The 26703-nt window shown below is 65.6% G+C and carries 23 protein-coding genes; 16 read left to right on the plus strand and 7 right to left on the minus strand.

Translation table 11 applies throughout. The annotated features are described in order from the left end of the window. Positions 1 to 5: 5 nt before the first annotated feature. Both JQ507_30235 and JQ507_30240 read right to left on the minus strand, forming a co-directional pair. Positions 6 to 1622 carry a phosphoenolpyruvate carboxykinase gene (locus JQ507_30235; GenBank protein QRI69111.1) on the minus strand — a complete coding sequence of 539 codons (1617 nt, stop codon included), beginning with the start codon at positions 1620 to 1622 and terminating at the stop codon, positions 6 to 8. A gap of 828 nt (positions 1623 to 2450) precedes the next feature. Continuing rightward, a complete protein-coding gene (locus tag JQ507_30240; GenBank protein QRI69112.1) occupies positions 2451 to 3185 on the minus strand; it encodes a HugZ family protein in 735 nt (244 codons plus the stop codon). A gap of 241 nt (positions 3186 to 3426) precedes the next feature. On the opposite strand from JQ507_30240, the gene JQ507_30245 reads away from it, so the two are divergent. From JQ507_30245 to JQ507_30265, 5 genes are all read left to right on the plus strand, one after another. Then, positions 3427 to 4128 carry a response regulator transcription factor gene (locus tag JQ507_30245; protein ID QRI69113.1) on the plus strand — a complete coding sequence of 234 codons (702 nt, stop codon included), beginning with the start codon at positions 3427 to 3429 and terminating at the stop codon, positions 4126 to 4128. A 110-nt stretch (positions 4129 to 4238) separates the two neighbouring features. After that, entirely contained in the window at positions 4239 to 6044 is a 1806-nt protein-coding gene (locus JQ507_30250; protein QRI69114.1) for a sensor histidine kinase, read from the plus strand. Then, the gene (locus tag JQ507_30255) at positions 6041 to 6481 is read left to right on the plus strand and encodes an HPr kinase/phosphatase C-terminal domain-containing protein (GenBank protein QRI69115.1); all 441 of its coding nucleotides are present in this window, start codon (positions 6041 to 6043) and stop codon (positions 6479 to 6481) included. Before JQ507_30250 ends, JQ507_30255 begins: the two co-directional genes overlap by 4 nt. 214 nt (positions 6482 to 6695) lie before the next feature. Continuing rightward, complete coding sequence (locus JQ507_30260; GenBank protein QRI73579.1) at positions 6696 to 7097, plus strand: PTS sugar transporter subunit IIA; 402 nt, start codon at positions 6696 to 6698, stop codon at positions 7095 to 7097. Then, positions 7094 to 7420, plus strand: coding sequence for an HPr family phosphocarrier protein (locus tag JQ507_30265; GenBank protein QRI69116.1), 327 nt, complete (start codon positions 7094 to 7096; stop codon positions 7418 to 7420). Before JQ507_30260 ends, JQ507_30265 begins: the two co-directional genes overlap by 4 nt. A 26-nt stretch (positions 7421 to 7446) precedes the next feature. On the opposite strand, the gene JQ507_30270 is transcribed toward JQ507_30265, so the two are convergent. From JQ507_30270 to JQ507_30280, 3 genes are all read right to left on the minus strand, one after another. Further along, positions 7447 to 9060 (minus strand): glycosyltransferase family 39 protein, encoded by a 1614-nt coding sequence (locus JQ507_30270; GenBank protein QRI69117.1) that lies wholly within the window; start codon positions 9058 to 9060, stop codon positions 7447 to 7449. Between the two features lie 173 nt (positions 9061 to 9233). Next, complete coding sequence (locus JQ507_30275; GenBank protein ID QRI69118.1) at positions 9234 to 10001, minus strand: M15 family metallopeptidase; 768 nt, start codon at positions 9999 to 10001, stop codon at positions 9234 to 9236. Then, positions 10002 to 11372, minus strand: a complete 1371-nt coding sequence (locus JQ507_30280; protein ID QRI69119.1) for a YARHG domain-containing protein — start codon at positions 11370 to 11372, stop codon at positions 10002 to 10004. It lies immediately after the preceding gene. Between the two features lie 161 nt (positions 11373 to 11533). Here JQ507_30280 and lepA point away from each other — a divergent pair, with 161 nt between their 5' ends. The 7 genes from lepA (at position 11534) to JQ507_30315 (ending at position 19943) form a co-directional block, all read left to right on the plus strand. Beyond that, positions 11534 to 13345, plus strand: coding sequence for an elongation factor 4 (gene lepA / locus JQ507_30285; protein ID QRI69120.1), 1812 nt, complete (start codon positions 11534 to 11536; stop codon positions 13343 to 13345). Positions 13346 to 13554: 209 nt separating this feature from the next. Then, a complete protein-coding gene (locus tag JQ507_30290) occupies positions 13555 to 13887 on the plus strand; it encodes a hypothetical protein (protein ID QRI69121.1) in 333 nt (110 codons plus the stop codon). 129 nt (positions 13888 to 14016) lie between these two features. Further along, entirely contained in the window at positions 14017 to 15243 is a 1227-nt protein-coding gene (locus JQ507_30295; GenBank protein ID QRI69122.1) for an MFS transporter, read from the plus strand. A gap of 140 nt (positions 15244 to 15383) precedes the next feature. After that, the gene (locus JQ507_30300) at positions 15384 to 16556 is read left to right on the plus strand and encodes an acyl-CoA dehydrogenase family protein (protein QRI69123.1); all 1173 of its coding nucleotides are present in this window, start codon (positions 15384 to 15386) and stop codon (positions 16554 to 16556) included. A 109-nt stretch (positions 16557 to 16665) separates the two neighbouring features. After that, positions 16666 to 16929 carry a hypothetical protein gene (locus JQ507_30305; protein ID QRI69124.1) on the plus strand — a complete coding sequence of 88 codons (264 nt, stop codon included), beginning with the start codon at positions 16666 to 16668 and terminating at the stop codon, positions 16927 to 16929. A gap of 516 nt (positions 16930 to 17445) precedes the next feature. After that, positions 17446 to 19413 carry a HAMP domain-containing protein gene (locus JQ507_30310; GenBank protein QRI69125.1) on the plus strand — a complete coding sequence of 656 codons (1968 nt, stop codon included), beginning with the start codon at positions 17446 to 17448 and terminating at the stop codon, positions 19411 to 19413. A gap of 74 nt (positions 19414 to 19487) precedes the next feature. Then, positions 19488 to 19943 (plus strand): DUF1801 domain-containing protein, encoded by a 456-nt coding sequence (locus JQ507_30315; GenBank protein ID QRI69126.1) that lies wholly within the window; start codon positions 19488 to 19490, stop codon positions 19941 to 19943. 291 nt (positions 19944 to 20234) lie between these two features. Here the strand turns inward: JQ507_30315 and JQ507_30320 are convergent, their stop codons facing one another. Beyond that, positions 20235 to 22439, minus strand: coding sequence for an EAL domain-containing protein (locus tag JQ507_30320; protein ID QRI69127.1), 2205 nt, complete (start codon positions 22437 to 22439; stop codon positions 20235 to 20237). A 337-nt stretch (positions 22440 to 22776) separates the two neighbouring features. Then, entirely contained in the window at positions 22777 to 23256 is a 480-nt protein-coding gene (locus JQ507_30325) for a GNAT family N-acetyltransferase (protein ID QRI69128.1), read from the minus strand. A gap of 158 nt (positions 23257 to 23414) precedes the next feature. Here JQ507_30325 and mepA point away from each other — a divergent pair, with 158 nt between their 5' ends. The 4 genes from mepA (at position 23415) to modB (ending at position 26703) form a co-directional block, all read left to right on the plus strand. Continuing rightward, on the plus strand, positions 23415 to 24362 hold the full coding sequence (gene mepA / locus JQ507_30330) for a penicillin-insensitive murein endopeptidase (GenBank protein ID QRI69129.1): 948 nt from the start codon (positions 23415 to 23417) through the stop codon (positions 24360 to 24362). 146 nt (positions 24363 to 24508) lie between these two features. Continuing rightward, a complete protein-coding gene (locus JQ507_30335) occupies positions 24509 to 25018 on the plus strand; it encodes a hypothetical protein (protein QRI69130.1) in 510 nt (169 codons plus the stop codon). Positions 25019 to 25207: 189 nt separating this feature from the next. Then, complete coding sequence (gene modA / locus JQ507_30340; protein QRI69131.1) at positions 25208 to 26008, plus strand: molybdate ABC transporter substrate-binding protein; 801 nt, start codon at positions 25208 to 25210, stop codon at positions 26006 to 26008. Then, a complete protein-coding gene (gene modB, locus JQ507_30345; protein QRI69132.1) occupies positions 26008 to 26703 on the plus strand; it encodes a molybdate ABC transporter permease subunit in 696 nt (231 codons plus the stop codon). Before modA ends, modB begins: the two co-directional genes overlap by 1 nt.

Here is a 26703-nt window from a genome sequence, read left to right on the forward strand (position 1 = left end):
GCGGCTTACTCCGCCGCGAGCTTCACTTCCGGCGCGGCGGCGCGGACTTCGGCGTCGACCTGCGCTTCGAACTTGGCGAAGTTCTTCTGGAACATGCCGACCAGCGCACGCGCGGTCTTGTCGAACTCGGCCTTGTCGGCCCAGGTCTTGATCGGATCGAGGATGTGCGGCTCGACGCCCGGCAACGAGGTCGGCACCGCGAAGCCGAAATACTTGTCAGTGCGGAAGTCGGCGTTGCGCAAGCTGCCGTTCAGCGCCGCGGTGAGCAGCGCGCGGGTCACCTTGATCGGCATGCGGCGGCCGGTGCCGTACTTGCCGCCGGTCCAGCCGGTGTTGACCAGCCAGCAATCGACATCGTGTTTTGCAATCAGCTCGCGGAGCAGATTGCCGTAGACCGACGGATCGCGCGGCAGGAACGGCGAGCCGAAGCAGGTCGAGAATTCCGGCTGCGGCTCGTTGCCGAGACCACGCTCGGTGCCGGCGACCTTCGCGGTGTAGCCGGACAGGAAGTGATACATCGCCTGCGCCGGCGTCAGCTTGGCGATCGGCGGCATCACGCCGAAGGCGTCGGCCGCGAGCATCACCACGTTCTTCGGATGCGGCGCGCGGCCGGTGCGCGAGGCGTTCGGGATGAAATCGAGCGGATAGGCCGAGCGGGTGTTCTCGGTCTTCGAGCCGTCGTCGAAGTCAGGCACGCGATCATTGACGCCGAGCACGACGTTCTCCAGCACCGCGCCGAAGCGCTTGCTGGCGGCATAGATCTCCGGTTCGGCCTCGCCCGACAGCTTGATGCACTTGGCGTAGCAGCCGCCTTCGAAATTGAAGACGCCGTCCTCGCTCCAGCCATGCTCGTCGTCGCCGATCAGCGTGCGCTTCGGATCGGCGGACAGCGTGGTCTTGCCGGTGCCGGACAGGCCGAAGAAGATCGCGGTGTCGCCGTCGGGGCCGACATTGGCCGAGCAGTGCATCGGCATCACGCCCTTCTCGGGCAGGTAGAAGTTCAGCGTGGTGAACACGCTCTTCTTCATTTCGCCGGCATAATAAGACCCGCCGATCAGGACGATCTTGCGGGCGAAATCGATCGCGACGACGTTCTCCGACTTGCAGCCGTGACGTTTCGGATCGGCGCGGAAGCTCGGCAGATCGATGATCGTGAGCTCCGGCACGAAGCCCGCGAGCTCGGACGTCTCAGGACGAATGAGCAGCGTGCGGATGAACAGAGAGTGCCAGGCGAGCTCGGTGAAGACGCGCGTCTTGATGCGATGCTTCGGATCGGCGCCGCCATAGAGGTCCTGCGCGAACAGCGTCATGCCTTCGGCATGCTTGATGAAGTCGGCATGCAGCGTTGCGAACTGCTCCGAGGTGATCGACTGGTTGCCGGCCCACCACATGCTCTTGTCGGTCAGGCCGTCGCGGACCGTGAACTTGTCCTTCGGGCTGCGGCCGGTGAACTCACCGGTGTCAGCGCAAAGCGCGCCATCGGCCGAGAGCACCGCTTCGCCATTGCGCAACGCGTGCTCGTAGAGCTGCGGCGCACCATAGTTCCAATGCACGCCCTTGAGATTTTTTAAGCCGAATTTGTCGGCGCCGAAGGCACCGTTATGCACGCCCGTCTCTTGCACGAAGAACCTCCTCGAACCCGCGTATCCTTGTTCGCGCGAATGTCGCTAGTCGCGCCCCGTCGCGGTGATGACCGTCATCAGAATATAGCCTCTCGGCCCCGGTCCGGCGACCTAATAGTGGGGATCGCCGGGCTTGCCAAGCCAGTCGATCGGCTTTTGGTTTATTCCAACAGGGGTACATCATCCGGCGCAAATACCGCAGCGCGAAACCCTTTCGCTTCGCTTTCGCTTTCGTATTGTTTTCACCGCGTTCGAGCGACGTTTCGCCGCTTTCCCGCTGCGAACGAGGCCTTGCGATGCACAAAGAGTGCCAGCGATTAGCGTGTGCGTTCGCCGATTGCTGCATAAGACAAGGGGAATGCCGGGTATGCGTTTCGCGCTGAGGATGTGTCGTTGCAATGGACTGCCGCGAGTTGACGCTGCGCTGCGCTGCCGAGGACGTCGCCCACGATCGTGGTGCACGTGGATCGAGCTGCGTTCGGTTGAGCTCAGCATGCTTCGTCGAAGCTGGGTGAGTTCAATGCCCGGCATCGGCCAATGTTCCGCAACGCCCTTTGGACAGATCGCGGGCCGTTACGATCGATGGTAACGCAATCAACATCTGACGCCCGCGTGTCGTCGCGGCCTGAGCCCCGGGGTCCGAATGATTTTCCGATGCTGCAGAAAATCCCACATGCGCATCGAGCCGATCAGCGATGACGTGCCGCGCCGGGACCGAATTGATCGCGCTATCAAAAGCCCCGCACGCAGCCTCTGCCTGCACGCATCATGCGACACGATGCCTCGCCAGGCGCAGCACCATCGTCGGCGCCGCCAGCGCGCATTCCCCTAGCCCTTGGCCCGCGCTTCGCCGGCGAGCCGCACCAGCATCTTGCGCAGCTCGGTGCCGTTGCTGACCCGCTCGGGGAAATCGAGCCGCAGCGTGGCGCGGCCGGCCTGCATGTCCATGCCGTCGGGGTCGCAGCCGGTGCACAGCCAATCGGCGCTGTCGGCGCCGAGCAGCCGCGTGGCGTAGAGGTTCATCGCCTCGCGGTGGTCCTCGTTCATGTGCGCCACCGCGCCCGGCTCGGCCTCCAGCAGCGCCTCGGCGCCGCCGAGATCGGTCAGGAATTGGGCGGGCTTGAGGTCGACGATGCGGCCGAACCCGGCGACCAGATGGGCGCCGCTCGGCCGGATCACGAAGAACGAAAAATCCTTAAATTCTACAAAGACTTCCGCCGACGGCTGGGCAGCGAGATAACGCCGTTGGGCGAGCTCACGCCCGGCCTCGGCGACCTCCTCGGCCTTTCCCGCCAGCATGATCCGGGCGCCCTCCAAGGGATCGCCCTCGGCACGCTCGTCCAGCATCAGGGACACCCGGCTGTCGGCCAGGATGTTCCTGGTGTGCAGCGCCAGCCGGGAAATCAGCAGGATCGGCGAGCCGTCCGGATGGCTGGCGAGGTTGACCAGGGAGCAATAGGGATCGCCGGAGCCGGCCGTCAGCGTGGCGAGCGCGCCCTGGCGGCTGCGCCGAAGCAGCGAGCGGGCAAGGTGGGCAGGATCGAAGTCGGTGGTCGGTTGCATAGGCCTGTCGGGTCATTTTGAGGGCGAATCGGGCCGGTTCCGCATGAAAAAAGGGCCTGTTTTCATGGTCTCAGGGTGGTATATGGGGTCCATCGCATGGGTCGCAGAAGCGTATTTTTTGCGGAACTCGGTCACACTTCAGCCCAGCTTGCATTGCTCGTTGACCGCGTTCGAAGCCCATTTCCACGGCGCGTCGCCCGAGTGCCCGCCGTTTAAGCCACTCTCATTGTGAAAGCAGCTCATGCCCACAATCGCCCTGGTCGACGACGACCGCAACATTCTCACTTCGGTCTCGATCGCGCTTGAAGCCGAAGGCTACCGCATCATGACCTACACGGACGGTGCGTCGGCGCTGGATGGGTTTCGCACGTCGCCCCCCGATCTTGCGATCCTCGATATCAAGATGCCGCGCATGGACGGCATGGAAACGCTGCGCCGGCTGCGCCAGAAGTCCGACCTGCCGGTGATCTTCCTCACCTCGAAGGACGAAGAGATCGACGAATTGTTCGGCCTGAAAATGGGCGCCGACGATTTCATCCGCAAGCCGTTCTCGCAGCGCCTCTTGGTCGAACGCGTCAAGGCCGTGCTCCGCCGCGGCCAGCCCAAGGACCCGACTGCCGCGCCGAAGGAGCCGGACGCCCGCGCGCTCGACCGCGGCCTGCTGCGGATGGATCCGGAGCGCCACACCTGCACCTGGAAGAACGAGCCAGTGACGCTCACCGTGACCGAATTCCTGATCCTGCAGGCGCTCGCCACCCGCCCCGGCGTGGTGAAGAGCCGCAACGCGCTGATGGACGCGGCCTATGACGACCAAGTCTATGTCGACGACCGCACCATCGACAGCCACATCAAGCGGCTGCGCAAGAAGTTCAAGGTGGTCGACGACGACTTCGAGATGATCGAGACGCTGTACGGCGTCGGCTATCGCTTCAAGGAAGCCTGATCTGCGCTTCCCGGGCGGCTTGTTGACTGACAGGCTCCGCACGGCTGAGGTAAGCTCGGGCCATCAAATGCTTCGCGGGACGACATCCATACCAACCGGCAGCTTTGCCAGTGCTTGATCGAACGCAGCTCGAGCAGGGCCTGAACACCGAGGACGCCTCACAGCTCCTCGATCACGAGGCCGTGGCCGACGATCCGACGGAGAAAGGCTGGCGCCGGCCGCTCGGCTGGCTGCGCCGCGCCGGCCAGTTCTTCTTCGCGCTGTCGTTCTCGAGCCTGACGCGCCGCATCGTCTCGCTCAACCTCGCCGGTCTCGTCGCGCTGGTCGCGAGCATCCTCTATCTGTCGCAATTCCGCGCCGGCCTGATCGAGGCCCGCACCCAGAGCCTGCTGGTCTATGCCGAGATCATCTCGGAGGCGATCGCGGCGTCTGCGACCGTCGAAGGCAACACCGTCACCATCGATCCCGACCGGCTGCTCGACCTCAAGCCCGGCGAGAGCTTCGGCCAGCCGGATGAATCGGCTGACTTCCCGATCAATCCCGAACGCGTCGCGCCGATCCTGCGCCGCCTGATCGCGCCGACCAAGACGCGGGCCCGCATCTTCGACCGCGACGGCGGCCTGATCCTCGACAGCCGCAACCTGTTCGCGCGCGGCGACGTGCTGCGCATGGAGCTGCCGCCGCCGTCCGAGAAGCCGTCGCTGTATGAGACGACCAAGGCCACCATCAAGACCTGGCTCAACCGCGGCGACCTGCCGATCTACCGCGAGCTCGGCCCCGAGGGCGGCAAGGGCTACTCCGAAGTCGCGCAATCGCTCGAGGGCATGAAGGGCAGCGCCGTGCGCGTCACCGACCGCGGCGCGATCATCGTGTCCGTTGCGGTTCCGGTGCAGCATTTCCGCGCCGTGCGCGGCGCATTGATGCTGACGACGCAGGGCGACGACATCGACCAGCTGGTGATGTCGGAGCGCCTCGCCATTCTCAAGATCGGCGGGGTCGCCTCCGCCGTCATGATCATGCTGTCGCTCTTGCTCGCGAGCACGATCGCGGGCCCGGTGCGGCGGCTTGCCGAAAGCGCCGAGCGCGTCCGTCACCGCATCCAGACCCGCGTCGAGATTCCCGACTTCACCGGGCGGCGCGACGAGATCGGCCATCTCTCCGGCGCGCTGCGCGACATGACCAACGCGCTGTACAGCCGCATTGAAGCGATCGAGATGTTCGCCGCCGATGTCGCCCATGAGCTGAAGAACCCGCTGACCTCGCTGCGCTCGGCGGTCGAGACGCTGCCCTTGGCGCGCAACGAGAACAGCCGCGCACGGCTGCTCGCCGTGATCGAGCATGACGTTAAGCGGCTCGACCGCCTGATCTCCGACATATCAGATGCAAGCCGGCTCGATGCCGAAATGCAGCGCCAGGATATGGCGCCGGTCGATCTGCGCCGGCTGCTGACGACGCTGACCAGCGTCGCCAATGAGACAAGGCTCGGCCACGACGTCGCCGTCGAGGTCCGCTTCGAGGGCCGTGGACCGACCGACACGCTCTCGGTGCCCGGCCATGATTCCCGGCTCGGCCAGGTGATCTCGAACCTGCTGTCGAACGCGCAATCATTCTCCAAGCCGGGCGACAAGGTGCGCATCGTCTGCCGCCGCACCCGCGGCGAGGTCGAGATCGTGGTCGACGATGACGGGCCCGGCATCGGCGAGGACGCGCTGGAGCGGATCTTCGAGCGCTTCTACACCGACCGGCCGCACCAGGGCTTTGGCCAGAACTCCGGCCTCGGGCTCTCGATCTCCAAGCAGATCATCGAAGCGCACGGCGGACGGATCTGGGCGGAGAACCGCCCCGGCCCCGCGGACGAAGACGGCAAGCCAACAGTGGCCGGCGCACGCTTCGTGGTCAGGCTGCCGACCCTATGAGCGACAATTCAAGCGTGCACGCATCCGCCGTTCTGGTCGGCGAGCGTGCGGTGCTGATCCGCGGCCCGTCGGGCGCCGGCAAGTCGCGCCTGGCCTTCGATCTGATTCTCGCCGGGCGCACCGGAGCCCTGCCGCCGGCCATTTTGGTGGGGGATGACCGTGTCCATCTCGACACAGCCGGCGAACAATTGTGGGTGCGTCCGGTGCGGCAATTGGCCGGTCTGATCGAGATCCGGGGCCTCGGAATCCGCCATTGTCCGTTCGCGGACGAGGCCGTGCTCGGCCTGGTCGTCGACCTTGCCGCCGGAGATGCCGAGCGGCTGCCGCCCCCCGAGGCGCTCCAGGCTCGGCTTAATGGTGTTTTGATACCGCGAATTCCCGTTGCGGCAGGCTTCCAACCCCTGCCGCTGGTTGTCGCTGCGCTGACGACAACCTGAAAGTTCATCGTCCCGTAATCTTGCGGCCAATTGTGGGAAGGGAATTGGTAACCATATCACATCCACAATCGCGTCGGATTTTGCCGGCGCAGCCTCCCCTCTCTACCGCCAGGAACCGGGAGACTAGCCAAGATGCCCTCTTGCGCAGGGCCTCTGGATGGTCAAAGTGGCGCGTTCGTGCGGTGCACCAATGGGCGCCCGCGAGGAGTTTCCGATGATTGGTCTAGTGCTGGTGACCCATGGGCGCCTTGCCGACGAGTTCAGGGCGGCGCTCGAACACGTCATGGGTCCGCAGAAACAAATTGAAGCGATTACGATCGGTGCCGAGGACGATTCCGATCTCTGTCGAAGCGACATTATCGAGGCGGTGAACCGCGTCGATAGCGGCGACGGCGTTGCGATCCTCACCGACATGTTCGGCGGCACGCCGTCGAACCTCGCGATCTCCTGCATGAGCCGCCCGAAGGTGGAAGTGCTCGCGGGCATCAATCTTCCCATGCTGGTCAAGCTTGCCAAGGTTCGCGAGGAGCGTTCGCTGCCCGACGCGATCGCGATGGCGCAGGAAGCCGGCCGCAAATACGTCACCATCGCCAGCCGCGTTCTCGCAGGCAAATGAGCGACGAGGCCCCGGGCGAAAACCATGTCGGCCCGGGCGTGCCAGCGGGCGCCATTTCCCGTGAACTGTTGATCGTCAACAAGCGCGGCCTGCATGCGCGGGCATCCGCGAAATTCGTGCAGCTGGTCGAGCGCTTCAACGCCGAGGTCTGGGTCACGCGCGGCGGCGAGACCGTCGGCGGCACTTCGATCATGGGCCTCATGATGCTGGCCGCAGGGCCCGGCACCACCGTCGTTGTCTCCGCCAAGGGCGAAGAGGCGCAACAAGCGCTCGACGCCATCGCTGAACTCGTCGCCAGCAAGTTCAACGAGGAAGGCACGTAACGGCGCGCTCGACCCGTGAGGAAACCCTACTTCGCCGGCGGCACCAGATAGACTTTCCACGCCGTCGACGGACCGGGATGGCCGTTGAAGAAGCGCATGGTGGTCATCACCAGCGGCTCGGCATCCTTGGCATGCTCGGCCATCCACGCCTCGCATGGTTGCAGGAACACCGGATCGGTGGTGTCGCAGATGCCGATGAAGCCGAGACGCCTGGCTTCGTCGAGCGACGTCAGCCCCGATGACCATGCTTCGCCCGGCACCAGCGATGCCGGATGATCCGGACTGTAGAACGTCATCGGCTCGCCGATGTCCGAGCGTGCGATGACCACGGCCCAGCGCGAATGGAAGTTCGCCTGCCAGGTCTGGGTGAGCTCGCGCGCCAATTCGGAGCGCGCGGCGTAGGTCGAGCCGCCGGTACGGTTGGACGCGATCTCCTGCGTGGCGATCGAGGGCGCGGCCATCAGCGTCGCGATCGTGGCCACCAACCAGACCGCAATGATCGAGAACAGCGCCATGCGGGGGAAACGCAGCGAGGGGATCGCAACCAGCGCCAGCGGCACCAGGAAGAACAGCGGAATGCCCCAGTCGGTCTTGATATAGACGGTGAATGCCAGCGCGCCGAGCGGCGGCCCGATCGCGACGATCGCCTGGATGATCCAGACGTTGAACGCCTGCGGAAGGTTGACGGCCGGATTGGGTCTGCGCGACCAGATCCGCGCCAGCACGTCCGACGGCCGCCATGGCACCGAGCCCAGCAGCAGCGCGACGAGGCCCAGCACGACGGGAATCGCGAGCAGCCCGAGATTGTGGATGATATACCCGATCACGAGCTGGACGTTGAGCTCGCGGCTCGACAGCGCATAGACGTCGCCGGCATAGGTGAACGGCACGAAGTTCACCTCCTCGAGCCACACCAGGTGCGGAATCATCGCCACGATCATCGTGCCGATCGCAACCCATGGCGCCGGCGAGCGCAGGAACTGGGCCCGCTGCGGATGGATCAACGCGGCAAGCCCGATGGCGCCGATCATCGTCACCCCCCAGTACTTGGTCATCAGCGCCAGCATGCCGGCGAAGCCGAGCCAGAGACCCGATTTGAAGCTGCGCTTCTCGAACGCGTTCAGATAGGCCAGCACCAACAGCGGCAGCGGCACCAGCTGCGCGAGGTCGGCATTGTATTTGAAGCCCTTGAAGTTGAAGATCGGGTAGAGCGCGAGCATCACCACCATGAAGAACGCGCGGCGCCGATCCACGACGCGCAGCGCGATCAGCCAGCACACCACGAGCGCGAAGCTGACGGTCGCCATCGCAAGCGCATAGGTCGACCAGTTGGTGACCGGGAAGATCCTGAACCAGACCCCGGCGATCCAGCCCGACAGCGGCGGATGCTTGCCATAGCCGAGCAGGAAACGCTGCCCCCAGGCATAGGCCTCCGCGACGTCCATATGGACGTCCTGCGCGGCCTTCAGCTTGACCAGGATAAGCGTCCAGAGAAACGCGTGGACCAATGCGAAGCCGATCACGAACCACAGGCTGGCTCTGGGATCGATGGCCCGTGAGGCAATCCAGGCCGCGATCCGGCGGATCGTCAGCCTGCGAGTGGTGCGCCGGGCGGCAGGAAGAATGGAAGCGGTCGACATGGCCTGTGCCTGAGGCATGACCCGGAAAAGGGGAGCGTGGCTTTCCGGAGGGATCATACCGAGTGGAAGCGGACGTGCGATGAGTGATTGCTCACCAGCACATCGGCGCGCTTTAGCGCGTTTTTGTGGCCAGTGAAATCAGCTTGGCGTGAGAACGCCTCCAACGAGCCCGTTCACTTCTCGAGAAGCTCAGGCCGGTACTCGAAATGCATGGTATCGTAGTGATACCACCTGCCGCCCCAGATGAAGCCGTGGCGCTCGAAGATGTCGACGATCTCTTGCGGCATCCGGTTCTTGTAGGGGATGGTTTTACCTTTGCCCGCCCACAGCCAGTAGTCCGAGACCTTCAGGTTGAGGTCGATCGCGGCGGCATAGCCATGCATGCTCATCCGCCCGGTATCGGCGACGGCGCGACAAGATAGCACACCCGCGATCGGAAACGCCGCGGCGCGCAGCGCCGGATCGAGCGCGTCGATCTCGGCGGAGACCTGCTTCAGCCGCTCGGCGACGCCGTTGGCCCGTGTGACCTGAACCGGCTTGCCCCAGGATTTCGGCAGCCAGGTGATCGTCACCAGGTTCCGCTTGACCTCACCGGTGTTGCAGTCGCCATACATCTTCTTGAAGAAGGCCTCGTTGCGGAAGCGGCCGGGATCGACATCCACAGCCGGCGGCGCCGCCGGCCCCAACGGATAGGGCAGCCGCATCTGGTCGAGGATCGATGCATTGCGCAGCATCTGATCGAACGGCTTGTCGGAGACGCCATCGTCGACCGGCATCACCGTGCCGTCCCGCCAGGTGATCGTGGTGTCGTCATGGGTGGCGAGCGCATCGGGATAGGCGCGCACCAGGCGGTCGAGCAGTTCGCTTTTGCTCTGAGCATGCGCAAGCGGCGGCAGCAGCGCCAGCAGGGCAACGATGCAGGCCGCCCCTCGCGCGGCCATTCAGCGTTTCCCGACCTGATCGATCAGCGCGACATTGGCCTCCTCGATCGCGTTCAGCTTCGGATTCCAGCTGTTCGGCGCATACCAGGGGAAGCGCGAAAAATACGCTTTGAGATCGGCGGAATCGAAATAGCGGCCCCTGCGGGCAAAGATCTCGTTGCGGGCAATCCGCAATTCATCGCGCGACAACCGCCGCAGATCGGCCGGCGTCAGCAGACGCCGGTCGGAATCCGGGAAGATGAATCCGCTTGGTGCGCCGCCGCCGGATTCAAAGCGATCGATCAGCGCGACATTGGCGCTCTCGACCGCATTGAGCGGCGGATCCCATGAGCGTGGGACGTACCAGGCGAACCTGCTGAAGCGCGCGGTCAGGTCCGGCGCGTTGAAATAGCGTCCGCGCCGCGCGAAGATCTCGTTGCGGGCAATCCGCAGATCGTCCTTGCTGAGCGCGCTGAGATCGATCTCCGACAGCAGGCGGCTGTCGGAATCCGGAATGATGAAGTCCGATTGCGTGCGCGCCACTTGCGGCGCCGACGGCGACGCACTTGGCGGCGGCAGGTTCTGCTGCGGCGGAATCACCGTTGCCGGCGGATCGGCGGTCGCGACCTGTGCCGGCGCATTGCCGGCGAAATAGAACGAGCCGTCGATCGGCGAGGTCGAGACCCAGGGCTGCTGCGCGCTGCCGGTCGCGCGCTTGACGACGAGCCCGACCTGATTGAAGGCCTGCAGCACGTCGAGCCCGGGCTTCTGCATGGTGTCGACCAGCGCGCGCGTGTAGGGGCTGTGGCCGTCATCGCCGTCCAGCGCGACGTTGCCGGGCTGGGTCGCATAGGACAACAGCGTGCCCTCGGGCGCGCGGATCTGGGCGAGGCCGCCGTCGGCGGCGCGCAGGCCGCGCCCGCCGAACGGATTGTTCCGGCAGGCGTCGAGGACGACGATGTTGAGCCGCGTGCCCGCGCCTTCCATCTGCCGCAGCACCAGGCCGACATCGACCATCTGGAAATCGACATCGGCCTCGCGTGTCGGATTGGCCGACACCGGCACCAGATAGTTCGTGCCGCGAACCTGGATGCCGTGGCCGGCGTAATAGAACAGCGCGACGTCCGCGCCCATCAGCTGGCTGCCGAAGCGCTGGATCGCGGCATCGAAGCCGGCCTTGTCCAGATCCACCTGGGCCTGCCCGCCGACCAGCGCAAAGCCCAGCCGCTGCAGCGTCTCGGCCACCAGCTGCGCGTCGCCTTTCGGGTTCTGCAGCCGCGACACGTTCTGATAGGTCGAATTGCCGACCACCAGCGCCACGCGCTTGTCGGCGGCCGCGGGCGCCGCGAACAAGATGGCGAGCAATCCGGCGGCGAGAAGGGTCCAGCGCATCGTCAGATCCACGGATTTCGGGCCGAAAGACCTAGCAGAAACATGCCCGGAAATCGATCATTGCAAGGCTACGGGAAACACCCCGTGATTCGCCGTCACATCCCTGCAAAATACCGCAATATGGTTGCCCGCGCGGGGGTGCGGATGCTATCCCGCGCCCCATGACAACTGCCCCGATTTCCAACATCCGCAACTTCTCCATCGTCGCCCATATCGACCATGGCAAATCGACCCTGGCCGACCGCCTGATCCAGATGACGGGCGGCCTGTCGGATCGTGAAATGGCGGGCAAGGAGCAGGTGCTCGATTCGATGGATATCGAGCGCGAGCGCGGCATCACCATCAAGGCGCAGACCGTGCGCCTCAACTACCGCGCCAAGGACGGCAAGGATTACATCTTCAATTTGATGGACACGCCCGGCCACGTCGACTTCGCCTACGAGGTCTCGCGGTCGCTGGCGGCCTGTGAAGGTTCCCTGCTCGTGGTCGACGCCAGCCAGGGCGTCGAGGCGCAGACGCTCGCCAACGTCTACCAGGCGCTCGACAACAATCACGAGATCGTGCCGGTCCTGAACAAGGTCGACCTGCCCGCGGCCGAGCCCGAGAAGGTCAAGCAGCAGATCGAGGACGTGATCGGCATCGACGCGTCCGACGCCGTGATGATCTCGGCCAAGACCGGAATCGGCGTGCCCGACGTGCTGGAGGCAATCGTCACCCGCTTGCCGCCGCCGAAGGGCGACCGCGACGCCACGCTCAAGGCGCTGCTGGTCGACAGCTGGTACGACGTCTATCTCGGCGTGGTCGTGCTGATCCGCGTCGTCGACGGCGTGATGAAGAAGGGTAGCCGCATCCGCATGATGGGCACCGGTGCCGCCTACGACATCGAGCGCGTCGGGTTCTTCACGCCGAAGATGCAGCAGGTCGAGGAGCTCGGCCCCGGCGAGATCGGGTTCATCACCGCGGCGATCAAGGAAGTCGCCGACACCCGCGTCGGCGACACCATCACCGACGACCGCAAGCCGGTCACCGAAATGCTGCCGGGCTTCAAGCCCGCCATTCCAGTCGTGTTTTGCGGCCTGTTCCCGGTCGATGCCGACGACTTCGAGACGCTGCGCGCAGCGATGGGCAAGCTGCGCCTCAACGACGCCAGCTTCTCCTTCGAGATGGAAACCTCGGCCGCGCTCGGCTTCGGTTTCCGCTGCGGCTTCCTCGGGCTGCTGCATCTGGAAATCATCCAGGAGCGGCTGTCGCGCGAATTCGACCTCAATTTGATCGCGACCGCACCGAGCGTCATCTACAAGATGAAGCTGACCGACGGCACCGAGCTCGAAATCCACAACCCGGTCGACATGCCCGATGTGGTCAAGATCGCCGAGATCCAGGAGCCGTGGATCGAAGCGACGATCCTCACCCCGGACGAATATCTCGGCAGCGTGCTGAAGCTGTGCCAGGACCGCCGCGGCGCACAGAAGGAGCTGACCTATGTCGGCTCCCGCGCGATGGTGAAATACGATCTGCCGCTCAACGAGGTGGTGTTCGATTTCTACGACCGGCTGAAGTCGGTCTCCAAGGGCTATGCCTCGTTCGACTATCACCTGACCGACTACAAGCCGGCGGATCTGGTCAAGATGCAGATTCTGGTCAATGCCGAGCCGGTCGACGCGCTGTCGATGCTGGTGCATCGGACCCGCGCCGAAGGCCGCGGCCGCGCCATGGTCGAGAAGATGAAGGAGCTGATCCCGCCGCACATGTTCCAGATCCCGATCCAGGCGGCGATCGGCGGCAAGGTGATCGCGCGCGAAACCGTCCGCGCGCTGCGCAAGGACGTCACCGCGAAGTGCTACGGCGGCGACATCACGCGCAAACGCAAGCTTCTGGAGAAGCAGAAGGAAGGCAAGAAGAAGATGCGGCAGTTCGGCAAGGTCGACATCCCGCAGGAAGCCTTCATCGCCGCGCTCAAGGTGGATAGCTGAGGCGACGTCACGGACTGTCGCCGGCCTGCCTGATATGATCGCGCCAGCCCGGCTCTCAGCAAAAATCTCGAAAACAACCCCATGCAAAGCAGCTGGAGGCGGATAGCGACACGCCGCCGCATGCGCGCATGTTGCCCGTTCTTGTCCCAGCAACAAAACGCACCATGATTTGAATCGCCTTCGCAGGACGGCCCGACTAAGCTCCTGCCATGTTGCGCATCTTGTCCCTCCTCGTCGTCATCCTCGCATTGCTGCAGCCGGACCCGAGTTCGGCCGCGTCCTCGAAAAAGCGGCAGAGCGCGCGCTGGCATGGCTATGGCTTCCTGCCCGGCTACCGGCAGCCGCCCAATCAGACCATTCCGGTGCTCGGCCCGCGCGGCGCCGCCCGGGGCTACCCGGACTTTTCACCGCAATATTGGTATGGCGGCGACTGGCATTACTTCGGCCGCCCCGGATTCCATGGCGGGGGACGCTACAATGGCGGCAGCTACGGCCCGTGCTGGGTCTGGACACCGATCGGGCGCGCCTGGGAGTGCGGCTAGGCTAATCGCCGTCCATGCATAGCGGGAAGTCCGGCCGTCGAGCAGGCCAGCTTGCCCGCGGCGGACGGATGCGCCACGATCACCCTAAGCGCGGACCAACAACAGCAAGACCGCGCAACGGGGAAACGCATGAGCAAGGCCGCTCGGTTCGATTATGGCTGGGTCGTCGTCGGCGCGGGCGCGCTGATGACCTGCGTCGGCTTCGGCACCATGCTGTCGCTCGCCGTGTTCCTGCAGCCGATCTCCGATGCGATGGGCTGGTCGCGCGCCGGGGTGTCGGCCGCGGCGACGCTGGATTTCCTCTGCATGGGCTTTGCGGCGTTCGCCTGGGGCGCGCTGTCGGATCGCTTCGGCACCCGCATCGTGGTGCTGGCCGGCAGCCTGCTGCTCGGGCTTGGCTTGGTGACCGCAAGCCAGGCGCAGAGCCTGTGGCAATTCCAGCTCTGCTTCGGCGTGCTGATCGGGATCGCCGCCGGCAGCTTCTATGCGCCGATGATGGCGCTTGCGAGCGCCTGGATCGACAAGCATCGCAGCCTCGCCGTCGCGCTGGTGTCGGCCGGCATGGGCGTTTCGCCGCTGACGGTCGCCCCCTCCGCAAGCTGGCTGATCACGGCCTATGATTGGCGCTTCGCGATGCTCGTGATCGGCATCGCCGCATGGGTGCTGCTGATCCCTGCCTCGTTCCTGGTGCGCCCGGCGCCGCAGGGAACGAACGTCGCGATGCCAACGGCTGCGAGCGCGCCGCAAACCGAATGGACCGTGGCGCAGGCGCTGCGCACGCCGCAATTCATCACGCTGGCGCTGGCGCATTTCGCCTGCTGCGCGGCGCATTCGGGGCCGATCTTCCACATGGTGTCCTACGCCATGGTCTGCGGCATCGCGCCGCTCACCGCGGTCACGGTCTACAGCCTCGCCGGCTTCTCCGGGCTCGGCGGCCGGCTGCTGCTTGGTGTGCTGGCGGATCGGCTCGGCGCCAAGCCGGTGCTGGTCGGCGGCCTGCTGGTGCAGGCACTGTCGATCGCGACTTATCTCGCGGTGGCGCAGCTCGGCGAGTTCTACGCGCTGTCGGTCGTGTTCGGCCTCGCCTATGGCGGCGTGATGCCGCTCTATGCCGTGCTGGTGCGCGAGTTCTTCGGCGCGCGCATCATGGGCACGGTGTTCGGCGCGGTGTCGGCGTTCGCGAGCCTCGGCATGGCGCTCGGGCCGTGGGCCGGCGGCTACGTGTTCGACACGTTCCATGGCTATACGTGGCTGCACGCCGGTTCCTTCGCGATCGGCCTCGCCGCCGTCGCCGTGGCGCTGAGTTTCTCGACCAAGCACCGACCCTCGCTCGATCTCGGCCGCGCTGCCGCCTGAGCGCGGATGCGTCAGCCGCGCTCGCGCGTCGGTGATGGATAGCCGGCCTGCATCGGCGCCGTCCCGCCTTGCCCTCCCCTGCCGGATGGGTCACCATCGCGCGCCCTCAACAAGAATGTCAGAACGGGCCGAGGACACGCATGAACAGGCCGCAGGGAGTAGACCTTGTCGAGCGGGCGCGCGCGCTGGCGCCGCTGATCATCAGCGAGGCCGACGAGATCGAACGGACCCGGCGACTGACACCTGCCGTCACGGCGGCGCTGGTCGAGAACGGACTGTACCGCGCGCTGCTGCCGAAGCGTTTCGGCGGCGCCGAGGCGACGCTGGACGCCTTCATGCAGATGCAGGAGGAGATCGCCAAGGCTGACGCATCGACCGCCTGGTGCCTCGGCCAATGCAGCGTCTGCGCCATGACCGCGGCCTATCTCGAGCCCGACGTGGCCGACGAGATCTTCAACACCGCGCCCGGGATTCTCGCCTGGGGCGCGATCGCCCATGAAGTCCGCGCCGAGCCCGGTGGCTACCGCGCCAGCGCGCGCTGGGATTTCGCCTCGGGCTCGCGGCAGGCGAGCTGGCTCGGCGCCCATGTCCGCATCGTCGAAGCGGATGGTTCGCCGCGCAAGAAGGCCGACGGCTCGCCGGAGATCCGCACCATCCTGTTCCCGATGTCGCACGCTGTGATGTACGACGTCTGGGATGTGATCGGCCTGAAGGGCACCGGCACCGATTCCTATTCGGTCGACAACCTCTTCATCCCTGAAAAATTCGCCGCGCTGCGCGACGATCCCAGCGCGTGCCGCGAGGGAGGGCCGCTCTACAAGCTCTCCACCAACATGGTGTTCAGCATGGGCTTCGCCGCGACCTCGCTCGGCGTCGCGCGCGCCATGCTGGATGCGGCGACCGAGTTGGCGCGGGGCAAGACCCCGCAGGGCCTGAAAGCGATGCGCGACAACAATTCGGTGCAGGGCCAGATCGGCCGCACCGAAGCCAGCCTGCGCGCCGCGCGCGCCTATCTGTACGCGACCGCCCACGAGGTCTGGAGCGATCTTGCGAGCGGCGGTCCCATCACCGAGGCGCACCGCATCGCGATCCGCATCGCCTCGACCTGGACCATCCACCAGTCGGCCGCGGTGGTCGACATCGCCTATCACGTGTCGGGCGCGACCGCGGTATTCGCGAAAAATCCGTTCGAGCGACGGTTTCGCGACATGCACGCGATCGCACAGCAGATCCAGGCCCGCGACACGCAGTATGAAGACGCCGGCAAGGCAATCCTGTCGGGCAATCTCGCAGCCCCGCCCACGGCGCGCTGAGGCGCGATGAAATCGGATTGAACCGGAGCGCGCGCTCATCTGCCATGTCGGCCCTGCCCCTAAATCCGAACATCGCCGGGTGCGCACGGACTACGCAGGGAGGTGCGCTATGAGCCGCGCAATCGAGCTGTCCTTCTCGGATAAGGCTGACAGCTTCAAGGTCTGGATCTTCGCGGAGGACTTGAGCCGCGAACTCGAAAGGTCAGAGCTGGGATTTCTGCCTATGACTGAGGCCGATGCTGTGACGAACTTCCTGCGAATTCGGGAGATAAAAGCGAGCAAGCTGAAAAGGTGCGTCGAACTTGTCGATAAACTTGTCGACAAACACTACATGCGTGAGCACGTGACCATTCAGCAAAGGAAGACGGACTGAGTGAGCGCTTCCGCTTCAGGTCATTTTCGAACCATATCAGCAAGCGTAGCCCGGAAGAGCGAAGCGACATCCGGGACCGGCACGCAGATCGCAAGATCAATCCCGCATATCGCTTCGCTCACGCGGGCTACTCACTAGGCGGCTGCGCACGTATTCGGCCTCGTGGTTCGAGACGCACCGCAAGCGGCGCTCCTCACCATGAGGGTCTACTACCATGCCGCAAATCCAGACCTCATCCTGAGGAGCCCGCCAAAGGCGGGCGTCTCGAAGGATGGCCACAGGAACGCTCCTCACCGATTTCTCCCATACGCGATTGCCCTGCCGCTTGCAGGGAGCGGCGAAGCGAGTCTGCCGTCCGATTGAGGCAACCGGACTCATCTCGACTCAGCCGCATGGTACGAAAGTAGGCCCCGGCGACGCTGGTCCGGGCACGAATTTCGGCGGCGCAACATACGGTTGTTAAGCTTTTTCTGAGACCTTCCCGGCGGCGCAAATGCCTGGAGTTCCGCTGGTCCCATGTTCAAGCTTCGATCGATTGCCGCTCGCCTGATTCTGGCGATTTCACTGACCGTCGCGGTCGCCTGCGCCATCCTCGGCGGCTTCTCGATCAGCCAGCAGCGTGCGCTGACCCGGCTCGCGCTCGATCAGCAGCTCAAGCTGCAATATGACAGCGTGATCGCCGCCATCGACTATGAAGGCCGCACCGCGCTTGCGGTCTCCGCCGTCATCGCTGCCCTGCCGCCGGTCGAAGAGGCGATCGCCAAGGGCGACCGCGATGGGCTCGGCAAGCTGCTCGGCGCCCCCTGGGCGGCGATCAAGGCGCAGGGCATCCCGCTGATCTCGTTCTGGCAGGCCCCGGCGACGAGCTTCTACCGGATCCACACCCCGAAAATCTTCGGCGACGACGCCTCCACACGGCGCATCACCGTGGTGGAATCGATCAAGGCCGGCAGACCGATCGTCGGCGTCGAGCCCGCCCGCGAGGCGCTTTCGATCTTCGGCATGACCCCGGTCATGCGTGACGGCAAGACGCTGGGCAATGTCGATATCGGCGTCGCCTTCGGCAAGGAATTCGTCGACCGCGCCAAGAAGCGCTTCGGCATCGACCTCGCCGTGCATTCGTTCGACGGCCAGAACTTCAAGCGGCTGTCGTCCACCTTCGGCGACAGCGTGGTCGCGACCCCGGACGAGCTCAAGAGCGTGATGAACGGCGCGGCCGTGCTGCGCGACGCCGTTCTCGACGGCCATGCGGTGGAGCTCTATCTCGGCCAGATCAAGAACTATGCCGGCGAGCCCGTCGCCGTGCTCGAGATCATCAAGGACACCAGCGACTATGCCGCCGCTGCGGCGAGCGCGCAACGCAATCTGATCCTCGGCGTGGTCGCGATCCTGGCCGCCGCCATATTGCTCGCGTTCCTGCTCGGCCGCGGCCTGTCGCGGCCGCTCACCGCGATCACCGCCATCATGAACCGGCTGTCCAGCGGCGACACCGACGTCACCATCCCCGGCAGCGAGCGCCGCGACGAGCTCGGCACGATGGCGAAGGCCGTCGATGTGTTCCGCCGCAGCATGATCGAGACCTCGTCGCTGCGCGACGCGCAGGAGGCCGACAAGGTGAAGGCCGCGGCCGACAAGCAGGCGCTGCAGCGGCAGATGGCCGACCGCTTCGAAGCCGACGTCAAGGGCATGGTCGCCGCCGTCGCGCGCTCGTCGGGCGACATGCAGCGCGTCGCAGGCGAGATCACGGCCAGCGTCAACGGCACCTCGGAACGGACTTCCGCGGCAGCCGCCGCATCCGAGGAGGCGTCGGCCAGCGTCAACGCGGTCGCCGCGGCGACCGAGGAGCTGGCGTCGTCGATCACCGAGATCGGCCGCCAGGTCACCCATTCCAGCCGCGTCGCCGACAGCGCGGTCGCCAAGGCTGCGGAGACCACCGAGATGGTGACGAGCCTTGCCGCATCCGCGGAGAAGATCGGCGACGTGCTGCGCCTGATCAGCGCGATCGCGAGCCAGACCAATCTCCTGGCGCTCAACGCCACCATCGAGGCCGCGCGTGCCGGCGAGGCCGGCCGCGGCTTCGCCGTGGTTGCCGCCGAGGTGAAGGGATTGGCGAGCCAGACCGCGAAGGCGACCGACGAGATCGCCGGCCAGGTCGGTGCGATCCAGTCCGCCACCGGCAATTGCGTCAGCGCGATCGGCGACATCAGCGGCACCATCCGCGAGATCTCCGGCATCGCCACCGCGATCGCGGCCGCCGTCGAGCAGCAGGACTCGGCGACCCGGGAGATCGCCCGCAGCGTGCAGCAGGCCTCCTCCGGCACCGTCGAGGTCTCCGCCAATATCGCAGGCGCGAGCGAGGCCGCCGGCCAGTCCCGCGCGCTCACCGGCAACGTGCTGGATACATCAGGCCAGCTCGGCGACCACGCCGCCGCGCTGTCGCACAGCGTCGACACGTTCCTCGCCGGACTGCGCAACGCGGCCTGACCGGTGGGGCTGCGCTATGTGACGTACAGGGCACTGTGGTAGATAGACGCCACACGCCCTCGCGGAGCCTCTCCATGCGCAAGCCGGCAACATCGACCAGCAAGGCGGCAGGGCGTGCGCAAGCAAGATCGGCAGATGCGCTGTTCGGCGCCTACCCTGCCCCCGTCAAAGCCAAGCTGCTGGCGTTGCGGCGGCTGATCTTCGAGACCGCGAAGGCGACCAAAGGCGTCGGGGCGCTGGAAGAGACGCTGAAATGGGGCCAGCCGAGCTATTTGACGCCGGAGACCGGCAGCGGCAGCACGGTCCGGATCGATCAGGTGAAGCCGGCCGCCGATCAGGTCGCGCTGTACTTCCACTGCCAGACCAATCTGGTCGAGACCTTCCGCGAGCTCTATCCCGAGCTCAGCTACAGCGGCAACCGCGCGATCCTGCTCGATGTCGGAGGCAAGCTGCCGGAGGCGGCGTTGCGCCACTGCATTGGGCTGGCGCTGACGTATCATTTGCGGCGGAAGGCGAGCCCCAACGAGTGATCTCGCAGGGCGGGCAAAGGAGGCAGCGACGTGCCCACCATTCACGTGGTGCTCACCATGGTGGGCGCCCACGCCTTGTTCACCCTGCAAGGTCGGCTTCGCCAGCACGACTGAGAAATAATCGTCGTCCCGGCGAAGGCCGGGACCCATACGCCGCGGCGGATGTTGTGAATGGGACTCGTCATTCCGGCGGCGCGCAACGACCGGCATTTGGGGTTATGGGTCCCGGCCTTCGCCGGGACGACGCTGAATTTGTGGCACGATCCAGCGCAACGACGTTGTGGCAGCTTCCTACGCCACCAGCGCCGTGGCGACCCGCTGCGCCTTCAAGAGGCTGATGACCTCGGCGTTCGGCCGGGCGCGGCTGAACAGGAAGCCCTGGCCCTCGTGGCAGCCCTCGGCGCGCAGGCAGCTCAGCTCCGCCTCGGTCTCGACGCCCTCGGCGGTGATGGTGACGCCGAGCCCGACGCCGAGGCTGACGATCGACCGCACGATCGCCTGCGCGTCCGGGTTGGCGCCGAGGTCGCGCACGAAGGACTGGTCGATCTTGATCTTGTCGAACGGGAAGCTGCGCAGATAGCTGAGGCTGGAATAGCCGGTGCCGAAATCGTCCATCGACATCCGCACCCCGAGCGCGCGCAGCGCGTGCAGCGTCGCCAGCACCTGGCTGCTCTTCTCGAGCAGCAGCGTCTCGGTGATCTCGAGCTCGAGCCGCCGCGCCGGCAGGCCGGATTGCCGCAAGGCATCGGTGACCAGCGCCAGCAGATTGCCGGTGCGGAATTGCAGCGGCGACAGATTGACCGCGACGCGCACGTCGTCGGGCCATTGCGCGGCGTCCATGCAGGCACGATGCAGCATCAAGCTGCCCAACGGATTGATCAGGCCGGTCTCCTCGGCCACCGGGATGAACTCTCCGGGCGAGATCATGCCGCGTTCCGGATGCGGCCAGCGCACCAGCGCCTCGAGCCCGGTGATGCGTCCGCTGCTGAGATCGACCAGCGGCTGGTAGTACGGCTGCAGGCCTTCGTTCTGGATCGCATCGCGCAGGTCGATCTCGATCTTGCGGCGGCTCTGGGCGCGCGCATCCATCTCGGCCTCGAAGAACGAGAAGGTGCCGCGGAAATCGCTCTTGGCGCGCGACAGCGCCATGTCGGCGCTCTTCAGCAGCTTTTCGGAATCCTCGCCGTCGCCGGGCGACATCGCGATCCCGATGCTGGCGCCGATCACCACCGAATGCCCCTCGAGCAGATAGGGCTCGCTGATCGCATCCAGGATCCGCCGCGCCAGCAGCACGGCGTCCTCGGGCCGCATCACGCCGCCCTGCACGATGGTGAATTCGTCGGAGTTGAGACGGGCCAGCGCATCTTCCTCGCGCAGCGTCGAGCGCAGACGCTTGGCGACGGCGCGCAGCAGCTTGTCGCCGATGCCGTGGCCGAGCGTCTCGTTGACCGCCTTGAAATTGTCGAGCCCCAGCATCAGCACCGCGACCTTGTCGGTCGAGCGGCGGGTATGCTGCAGCATCTCGTCCATCTGCTGGCGCAGCAGGTTACGGTTGGGCAGGCCGGTCAGGCTGTCGTGCTGGGCCATGAAGGCCAGCCGCGCCTCGGCGCGCTTGCGCTCGGTGATGTCCATCAGCGCGAGCAGCATCGCCGGCTGGTCGCCGTGCATCAGCTGGCGCGAATAGATCGCAAGGTCGATCAGCGTGCCGTCCGCGCGCACATGCTTCCAGGTCCGCGCCGCCTGCTCGTCGCTGCTGCGGCCGGCGGCCCAGGGCAATTCGGCGTCGAACGCCTGAAGGCTCTTGATCGTCATCTTCTCGAACTCGGCACGCACATAACCATAATGCGCGATCGCGGCGTCGTTGACCGCGAGGATCCGTTCGCCGTCGAGCGCGCACAGGATCATCGGCACCGGATTGCCGTCGAACAGCAGGCGGAACGACGCCTCGCGCTGTTTCAGTTCGGTGATGTCGACACGCAGGCCGACGATGCCGCCATCAGAGGTCAACCGCTCCTCGATCAGGACCACACGGCCATCGGCCAGGACCTGCTCGTGCCGCTCGCCCGGCTGGTACATCTTCTGCAGTCGCTCGGCGATCCACTCTTCCTCGCGCCCGGCGGCCTCGGGATAGTCGCCGCGCGCGACGCCGATGCGGATGGTGTCTTCGAGGCGCGCACCGCGCTCGAACAGGTCGGAGCTGCGCTTGTAGATTTCCGAGTATTTCCTGTTCCAGAGGGTGTAACGGCCTTCGGGGTCGAGGAACACGATGCCTTGCGGCAGGATGTCGATCGCCTCACGCAGGCGCGCGTTCGACTTGCGCGCCTCGGCGATCGCCGCCTCGGCCTGCGCGCGCTGGCGCACCAGTTCACCGATCTCGACCGCGGGACGGCGTGAACGGCCCGACATTTTCGGCACCGGCTTGGACCGGCGGCCCGGCGGGACCGACAGTTTGGCCTGCTTTGGTTTCTTGATCTTCTTCGGCCGCATCATCGGCATCGCACGCCCCACGCGCATTCCAGTTCGGCGACATTTCTGCGATAAGTCTCTGAAAAATTGGTATCTCTTGACGAATAGCTGCGCGCGTTGAGAAGCCGCAGCATGCCTGCTTAGGAGGCGAGTTCGTGCCGGGAGCGACTTGCTGCCGGTATGCAAGTGACGCACGGCGCGGATTTGCGGCGTGGCAGAGCCGGCGCGTGGTGAAGGAAGCGTAAATCCACGCGCGGCTGCACAATGAATGCACCGAAAGTGCCTCGAGCGCTCGAATGTTTGCCAATGTGTGACAGGGTTATCGCAGGGTTAAGGCAGCACCCAAGCGGCGACTTCCGATTGCGGGCTATAGCGGTTTGACCATGCGGATCGTCTCCGAACGAAAACCACCGCGCTCATAGAAATCAATCGCGCGCCGATTGTCGGCGAACACATCGAGACTGAGGAACCGATACTTCATGTCGCGCGCCCAATCCTCGGCGTGGCTCATCAACAGTTTCGCGATGCCCTGCCCCTCCGCCTCCTCCGTGAGGGCAAGGATCGCGACGTAGCCACATGCCTCGTCGGTGACGCCATCCTTTCCGGGCTGCATATGGATGTAGCCCAACCGCACATCATCGTCCGACACGGCGATGAGCGTCCGGGAGTTTTCGACGGCCTGGTTCACGGTGGCGGCCATGTAGCGGTCTTGAAACTGTTCCATCGCTTCCAAGCCATGCCACGCGGGACCGGGGACGCCTGAAAGACGCGGAGAGAGCGCGGACAGAAAGTCGCGGTCTGATCGGGTTGCCTCTCTCACTCGAACCGAACCTGTGTCAATCGGCATTTCATTCTCCCACCATGGCTCTCACGAAAGCCAGAGCAACTACAGCAGATCGCCGCAGGCAAGCTCAATCCGCCCTGTGGGCGATCAAGCAAATGGGATGGGAGTGCGGTTCGTCTGCCACGAATCCGTGCTAGCCTTGCGTGGACAGAGTGATCCAAATGACATCCTGCCTGCGTCTGATCCCGCTCCTGATCTCCGCCCTCGTCGCCTGCACCATCTCCGCGCGGGCGCAGGACAAGGGCTCGCTCAATCCGCAGCCATTGCCGCCGCTCGCCAACCCCAACGATCCGACGATCGGAGCGAAGCAGCTGTTCGCACGCAAGGTGCTGCCGGCAGCGATGCCGACGAGATCGATCGGCGGCTACACCAAGGGCTGTCTCGCCGGCGCCGCACAGATGCCGCTCAACGGCGACACCTGGCAGGTGATGCGCCTGTCGCGCAACCGCTATTGGGGCCATCCCGACATGATCGCGCTGTTGAAGCGGCTGGCCGCCAACGCGCACAGGGACGCCGGCTGGCCCGGCATCCTGGTCGGCGATATCGGCCAGCCGCGCGGCGGCCCGGCGCTGTCCGGTCACGCCAGCCACCAGATCGGGCTCGACGCCGACATCTGGCTGACGCCGATGCCCGATCGCAAATTGTCGCGCGAGGATCGCGAGGAGATGTCGGCCGTCATGATGGTGCGCGACGACCGGCTCGATATCGATCCGCGCGTGTTCACATCAGGTCATGTGCTGGTCATCCGCGACGCGGCGCGCGAGCCGGCGGTGCAGCGGATCTTCGTCAATCCGGCGATCAAAAAGGCGCTGTGCCGTGAGGCCAAGGGCGACCGCAGCTGGCTGTCGAAGATCCGGCCGTGGTGGGGCCACGACTACCACTTCCACATCCGCATGCGATGTCCGGCCGGCAGCCCCGCCTGCGAGGGACAGAAGCCGCAGGCGGAGGGCGAAGGCTGCAAGCCGTCCGATCTCGCCTTCTGGTTCAAGGATTCGGTGCTGCATCCGAAGCCGCCGCCGAAGCCGCCGAAACCGCGCCCGCCGATGACGCTGGCGCAGATGCCGGCGGACTGCAGGACGGTGCTGAACGCAGCCGACGCCAAGCAGTGACATCCAAGCAATAACATCTTCGTCAGGCGGCTATGCCGGCCGGCTGGAAGTACGTTATGATCCCGCGTCGTCGCGCCGTAAGCGCGATCGAGCCATGGATCGCGGCGCCGATCTGTTTCATCCGTCATAATTGCATTGGATCAGACATGCGCAAATCGCTCATCGCCGCATCGCTGCTGCTCGTCTCGGCTCCCGCCTTCGCGGCAGAGGAGCCGAGCGGTTGCGACAAGTTCAAATGGTCGATCGACCGCGCCCGCGCCGCGCTCACCGCGCCGGATCGCGCCAAGCTTGCCTCGGGCAGCGAACAGGCGGCGCTGCCGCCGACCGCCATCACGCTGGCGCTGGTTGCTCCTACCGATGCCAAATTGCCCTCGCCGCCGGAGCGCGCGCCGAAGGACGGCACCTTCGCCGGTTTCACCAGTTTCAAGGCCGCGCCAAAGGCCGGGCTCTATACCGTCAGCCTCTCGGCCGGCGCCTGGGTCGACCTGGTGCAGGACGGGCATGTCCTGAAGCCGAAGGCGTTCAGCGGCGCGACCGATTGCGACGGCATCCGCAAGACCATGAAATACGACCTCGCCGCCAGCCCGTTCGTGCTGCAGGTCAGCGGCTCAAAGGAGAACGCGCTGTCGATCGCGATCCAGCCGTCGAGTGAATAGGACGATCCGTTCGACAAAGAGTGGCTTTACCGTAAGCCCCAGCCTGCTATGTTTTCCGAGCGATATCCCCGAGGACCGTAAGTCCGTCGGGGACCCGCGGAACAGCGCTTCCGTGCGTCGCGCCCAGACCTCATTGAACGCCTGATTTGCGCGCGCTCGCTTGCGCGCGATCTCGCACGGAGCGCTTCCATGCCACGACTTTCCGTTTCAAGGCTCGCCGGCCTTCTCACTGCCTTCGTCATCCTGCTCGGCGCGATCGATTCGCCGGTGCGCGCCGAGGACAAGACGCTCACCGTCTTCGCCGCCGCCTCGATGAAGAACGCGCTCGACGAGATCGATGCGGCCTATACCGCCAAGACCGGCGTCAAGATCAGCGCCAGCTATGCGGCGAGCTCGGCATTGGCGAAGCAGATCGAGCAGGGCGCGCCGGCCGACGTGTTCGTCTCCGCCGACACCGACTGGATGGACTATGCGGTCAAGCAGAAGAACATCAACGAGCCGACGCGGGTCAATCTGCTCGGCAACTCGATCGTGCTGATCGCGCCGAAGGATTCCAGGATCGACAACGTCAACATCGGACCCGGCTTCGACCTCGCCAAGCTCGCCGGTGACGGCAGAATCGCCACCGGCGACGTCAAGGCGGTGCCGGTCGGCAAATATGCCAAGGCCGCGCTGGAGAAGCTCGGCGCCTGGCAGGCCGCCGAGCCGAAATTCGCGATGGCCGAGAGCGTGCGCGCGGCGTTGACGCTGGTGGCGCGTGGCGAGGCCGTGCTCGGCATCGTCTATTCGACCGACGCCAAGGTCGAGCCCGGCGTCAAGGTCGTCGGCACCTTCCCGGCCGACACCCATCCGGCGATCATCTATCCGGTGGCGGCGACCACGACTGCAAAGCCCGAGACATCAGACTATCTCGTCTTCCTGCGCTCGTCCGCGGCGAAGACGATCCTCGAGAAATACGGCTTCAAGTTCCTGATCAGTCCGACGACCTGATGTTCGAGATCTCGCCGACCGAATGGACGGCGATCCTGCTGTCGCTGCGGGTCGCCGTCATCGCAACGCTGGTGGCGACCCCGTTCGGGATTGCGCTCGCCTGGCTGCTGGCGCGGCGCGATTTCTGGGGCAAGTCGCTGCTCGATGCCGCCGTGCACCTGCCGTTGGTGCTGCCGCCGGTCGTCACCGGCTACCTGCTGTTGCTGACGTTCGGCAAGCGCGGACTGGTCGGCGGCTGGCTCGCCGATCATCTCGGCATCGTGTTCGCGTTCCGCTGGACCGGCGCGGCGCTCGCCTGCGGCGTGATGTCGTTTCCGCTGCTGGTGCGGCCGATCCGCCTGTCGATCGAAGCCGTCGACCGCCGCCTCGAGCAGGCCGCCGAGACGCTCGGCGCCGCGCCGTGGCGGGTGTTCGCGACGGTGACGCTGCCGCTGGCGCTGCCGGGCGTGCTGGCCGGCATGGTGCTCGGCTTCGCCAAGGCGATCGGCGAGTTCGGCGCGACCATCACCTTCGTCTCCAACATACCCGGCGAGACCCAGACCATCTCGTCGGCAATCTATTCGCTGATCCAGACGCCTGACGGCGATACCGCCGCGGCACGGCTCGTGATCGTCTCGATCGTGATCGCGATGGGCGCGCTGATCGGGGCCGAAGTGTTTGCACGCCGCGCCACCGCGCGCCTGCACGGGCAATAA

Origin of the sequence: Bradyrhizobium sp. PSBB068 (genome assembly GCA_016839165.1) — a bacterium.
Lineage (GTDB): Bacteria > Pseudomonadota > Alphaproteobacteria > Rhizobiales > Xanthobacteraceae > Bradyrhizobium.

What these genes read in the sequence shown, in the direction of transcription:
- JQ507_30240 (QRI69112.1), bottom strand. Translation starts at nt 3,185, where the DNA reads ATGCAACCGACCACCGACTTCGATCCTGCCCACCTTGCCCGCTCGCTG.
- JQ507_30245 (QRI69113.1), top strand. Translation starts at nt 3,427, where the DNA reads ATGCCCACAATCGCCCTGGTCGACGACGACCGCAACATTCTCACTTCG.
- JQ507_30255 (QRI69115.1), top strand. Translation starts at nt 6,041, where the DNA reads ATGAGCGACAATTCAAGCGTGCACGCATCCGCCGTTCTGGTCGGCGAG.
- JQ507_30260 (QRI73579.1), top strand. Translation starts at nt 6,696, where the DNA reads ATGATTGGTCTAGTGCTGGTGACCCATGGGCGCCTTGCCGACGAGTTC.
- JQ507_30265 (QRI69116.1), top strand. Translation starts at nt 7,094, where the DNA reads ATGAGCGACGAGGCCCCGGGCGAAAACCATGTCGGCCCGGGCGTGCCA.
- JQ507_30270 (QRI69117.1), bottom strand. Translation starts at nt 9,060, where the DNA reads ATGTCGACCGCTTCCATTCTTCCTGCCGCCCGGCGCACCACTCGCAGG.
- JQ507_30275 (QRI69118.1), bottom strand. Translation starts at nt 10,001, where the DNA reads ATGGCCGCGCGAGGGGCGGCCTGCATCGTTGCCCTGCTGGCGCTGCTG.
- JQ507_30280 (QRI69119.1), bottom strand. Translation starts at nt 11,372, where the DNA reads ATGCGCTGGACCCTTCTCGCCGCCGGATTGCTCGCCATCTTGTTCGCG.
- lepA (QRI69120.1), top strand. Translation starts at nt 11,534, where the DNA reads ATGACAACTGCCCCGATTTCCAACATCCGCAACTTCTCCATCGTCGCC.
- JQ507_30290 (QRI69121.1), top strand. Translation starts at nt 13,555, where the DNA reads ATGTTGCGCATCTTGTCCCTCCTCGTCGTCATCCTCGCATTGCTGCAG.
- JQ507_30295 (QRI69122.1), top strand. Translation starts at nt 14,017, where the DNA reads ATGAGCAAGGCCGCTCGGTTCGATTATGGCTGGGTCGTCGTCGGCGCG.
- JQ507_30300 (QRI69123.1), top strand. Translation starts at nt 15,384, where the DNA reads ATGAACAGGCCGCAGGGAGTAGACCTTGTCGAGCGGGCGCGCGCGCTG.
- JQ507_30305 (QRI69124.1), top strand. Translation starts at nt 16,666, where the DNA reads ATGAGCCGCGCAATCGAGCTGTCCTTCTCGGATAAGGCTGACAGCTTC.
- JQ507_30310 (QRI69125.1), top strand. Translation starts at nt 17,446, where the DNA reads ATGTTCAAGCTTCGATCGATTGCCGCTCGCCTGATTCTGGCGATTTCA.
- JQ507_30315 (QRI69126.1), top strand. Translation starts at nt 19,488, where the DNA reads ATGCGCAAGCCGGCAACATCGACCAGCAAGGCGGCAGGGCGTGCGCAA.
- JQ507_30320 (QRI69127.1), bottom strand. Translation starts at nt 22,439, where the DNA reads ATGCCGATGATGCGGCCGAAGAAGATCAAGAAACCAAAGCAGGCCAAA.
- JQ507_30325 (QRI69128.1), bottom strand. Translation starts at nt 23,256, where the DNA reads ATGCCGATTGACACAGGTTCGGTTCGAGTGAGAGAGGCAACCCGATCA.
- mepA (QRI69129.1), top strand. Translation starts at nt 23,415, where the DNA reads ATGACATCCTGCCTGCGTCTGATCCCGCTCCTGATCTCCGCCCTCGTC.
- JQ507_30335 (QRI69130.1), top strand. Translation starts at nt 24,509, where the DNA reads ATGCGCAAATCGCTCATCGCCGCATCGCTGCTGCTCGTCTCGGCTCCC.
- modA (QRI69131.1), top strand. Translation starts at nt 25,208, where the DNA reads ATGCCACGACTTTCCGTTTCAAGGCTCGCCGGCCTTCTCACTGCCTTC.
- modB (QRI69132.1), top strand. Translation starts at nt 26,008, where the DNA reads ATGTTCGAGATCTCGCCGACCGAATGGACGGCGATCCTGCTGTCGCTG.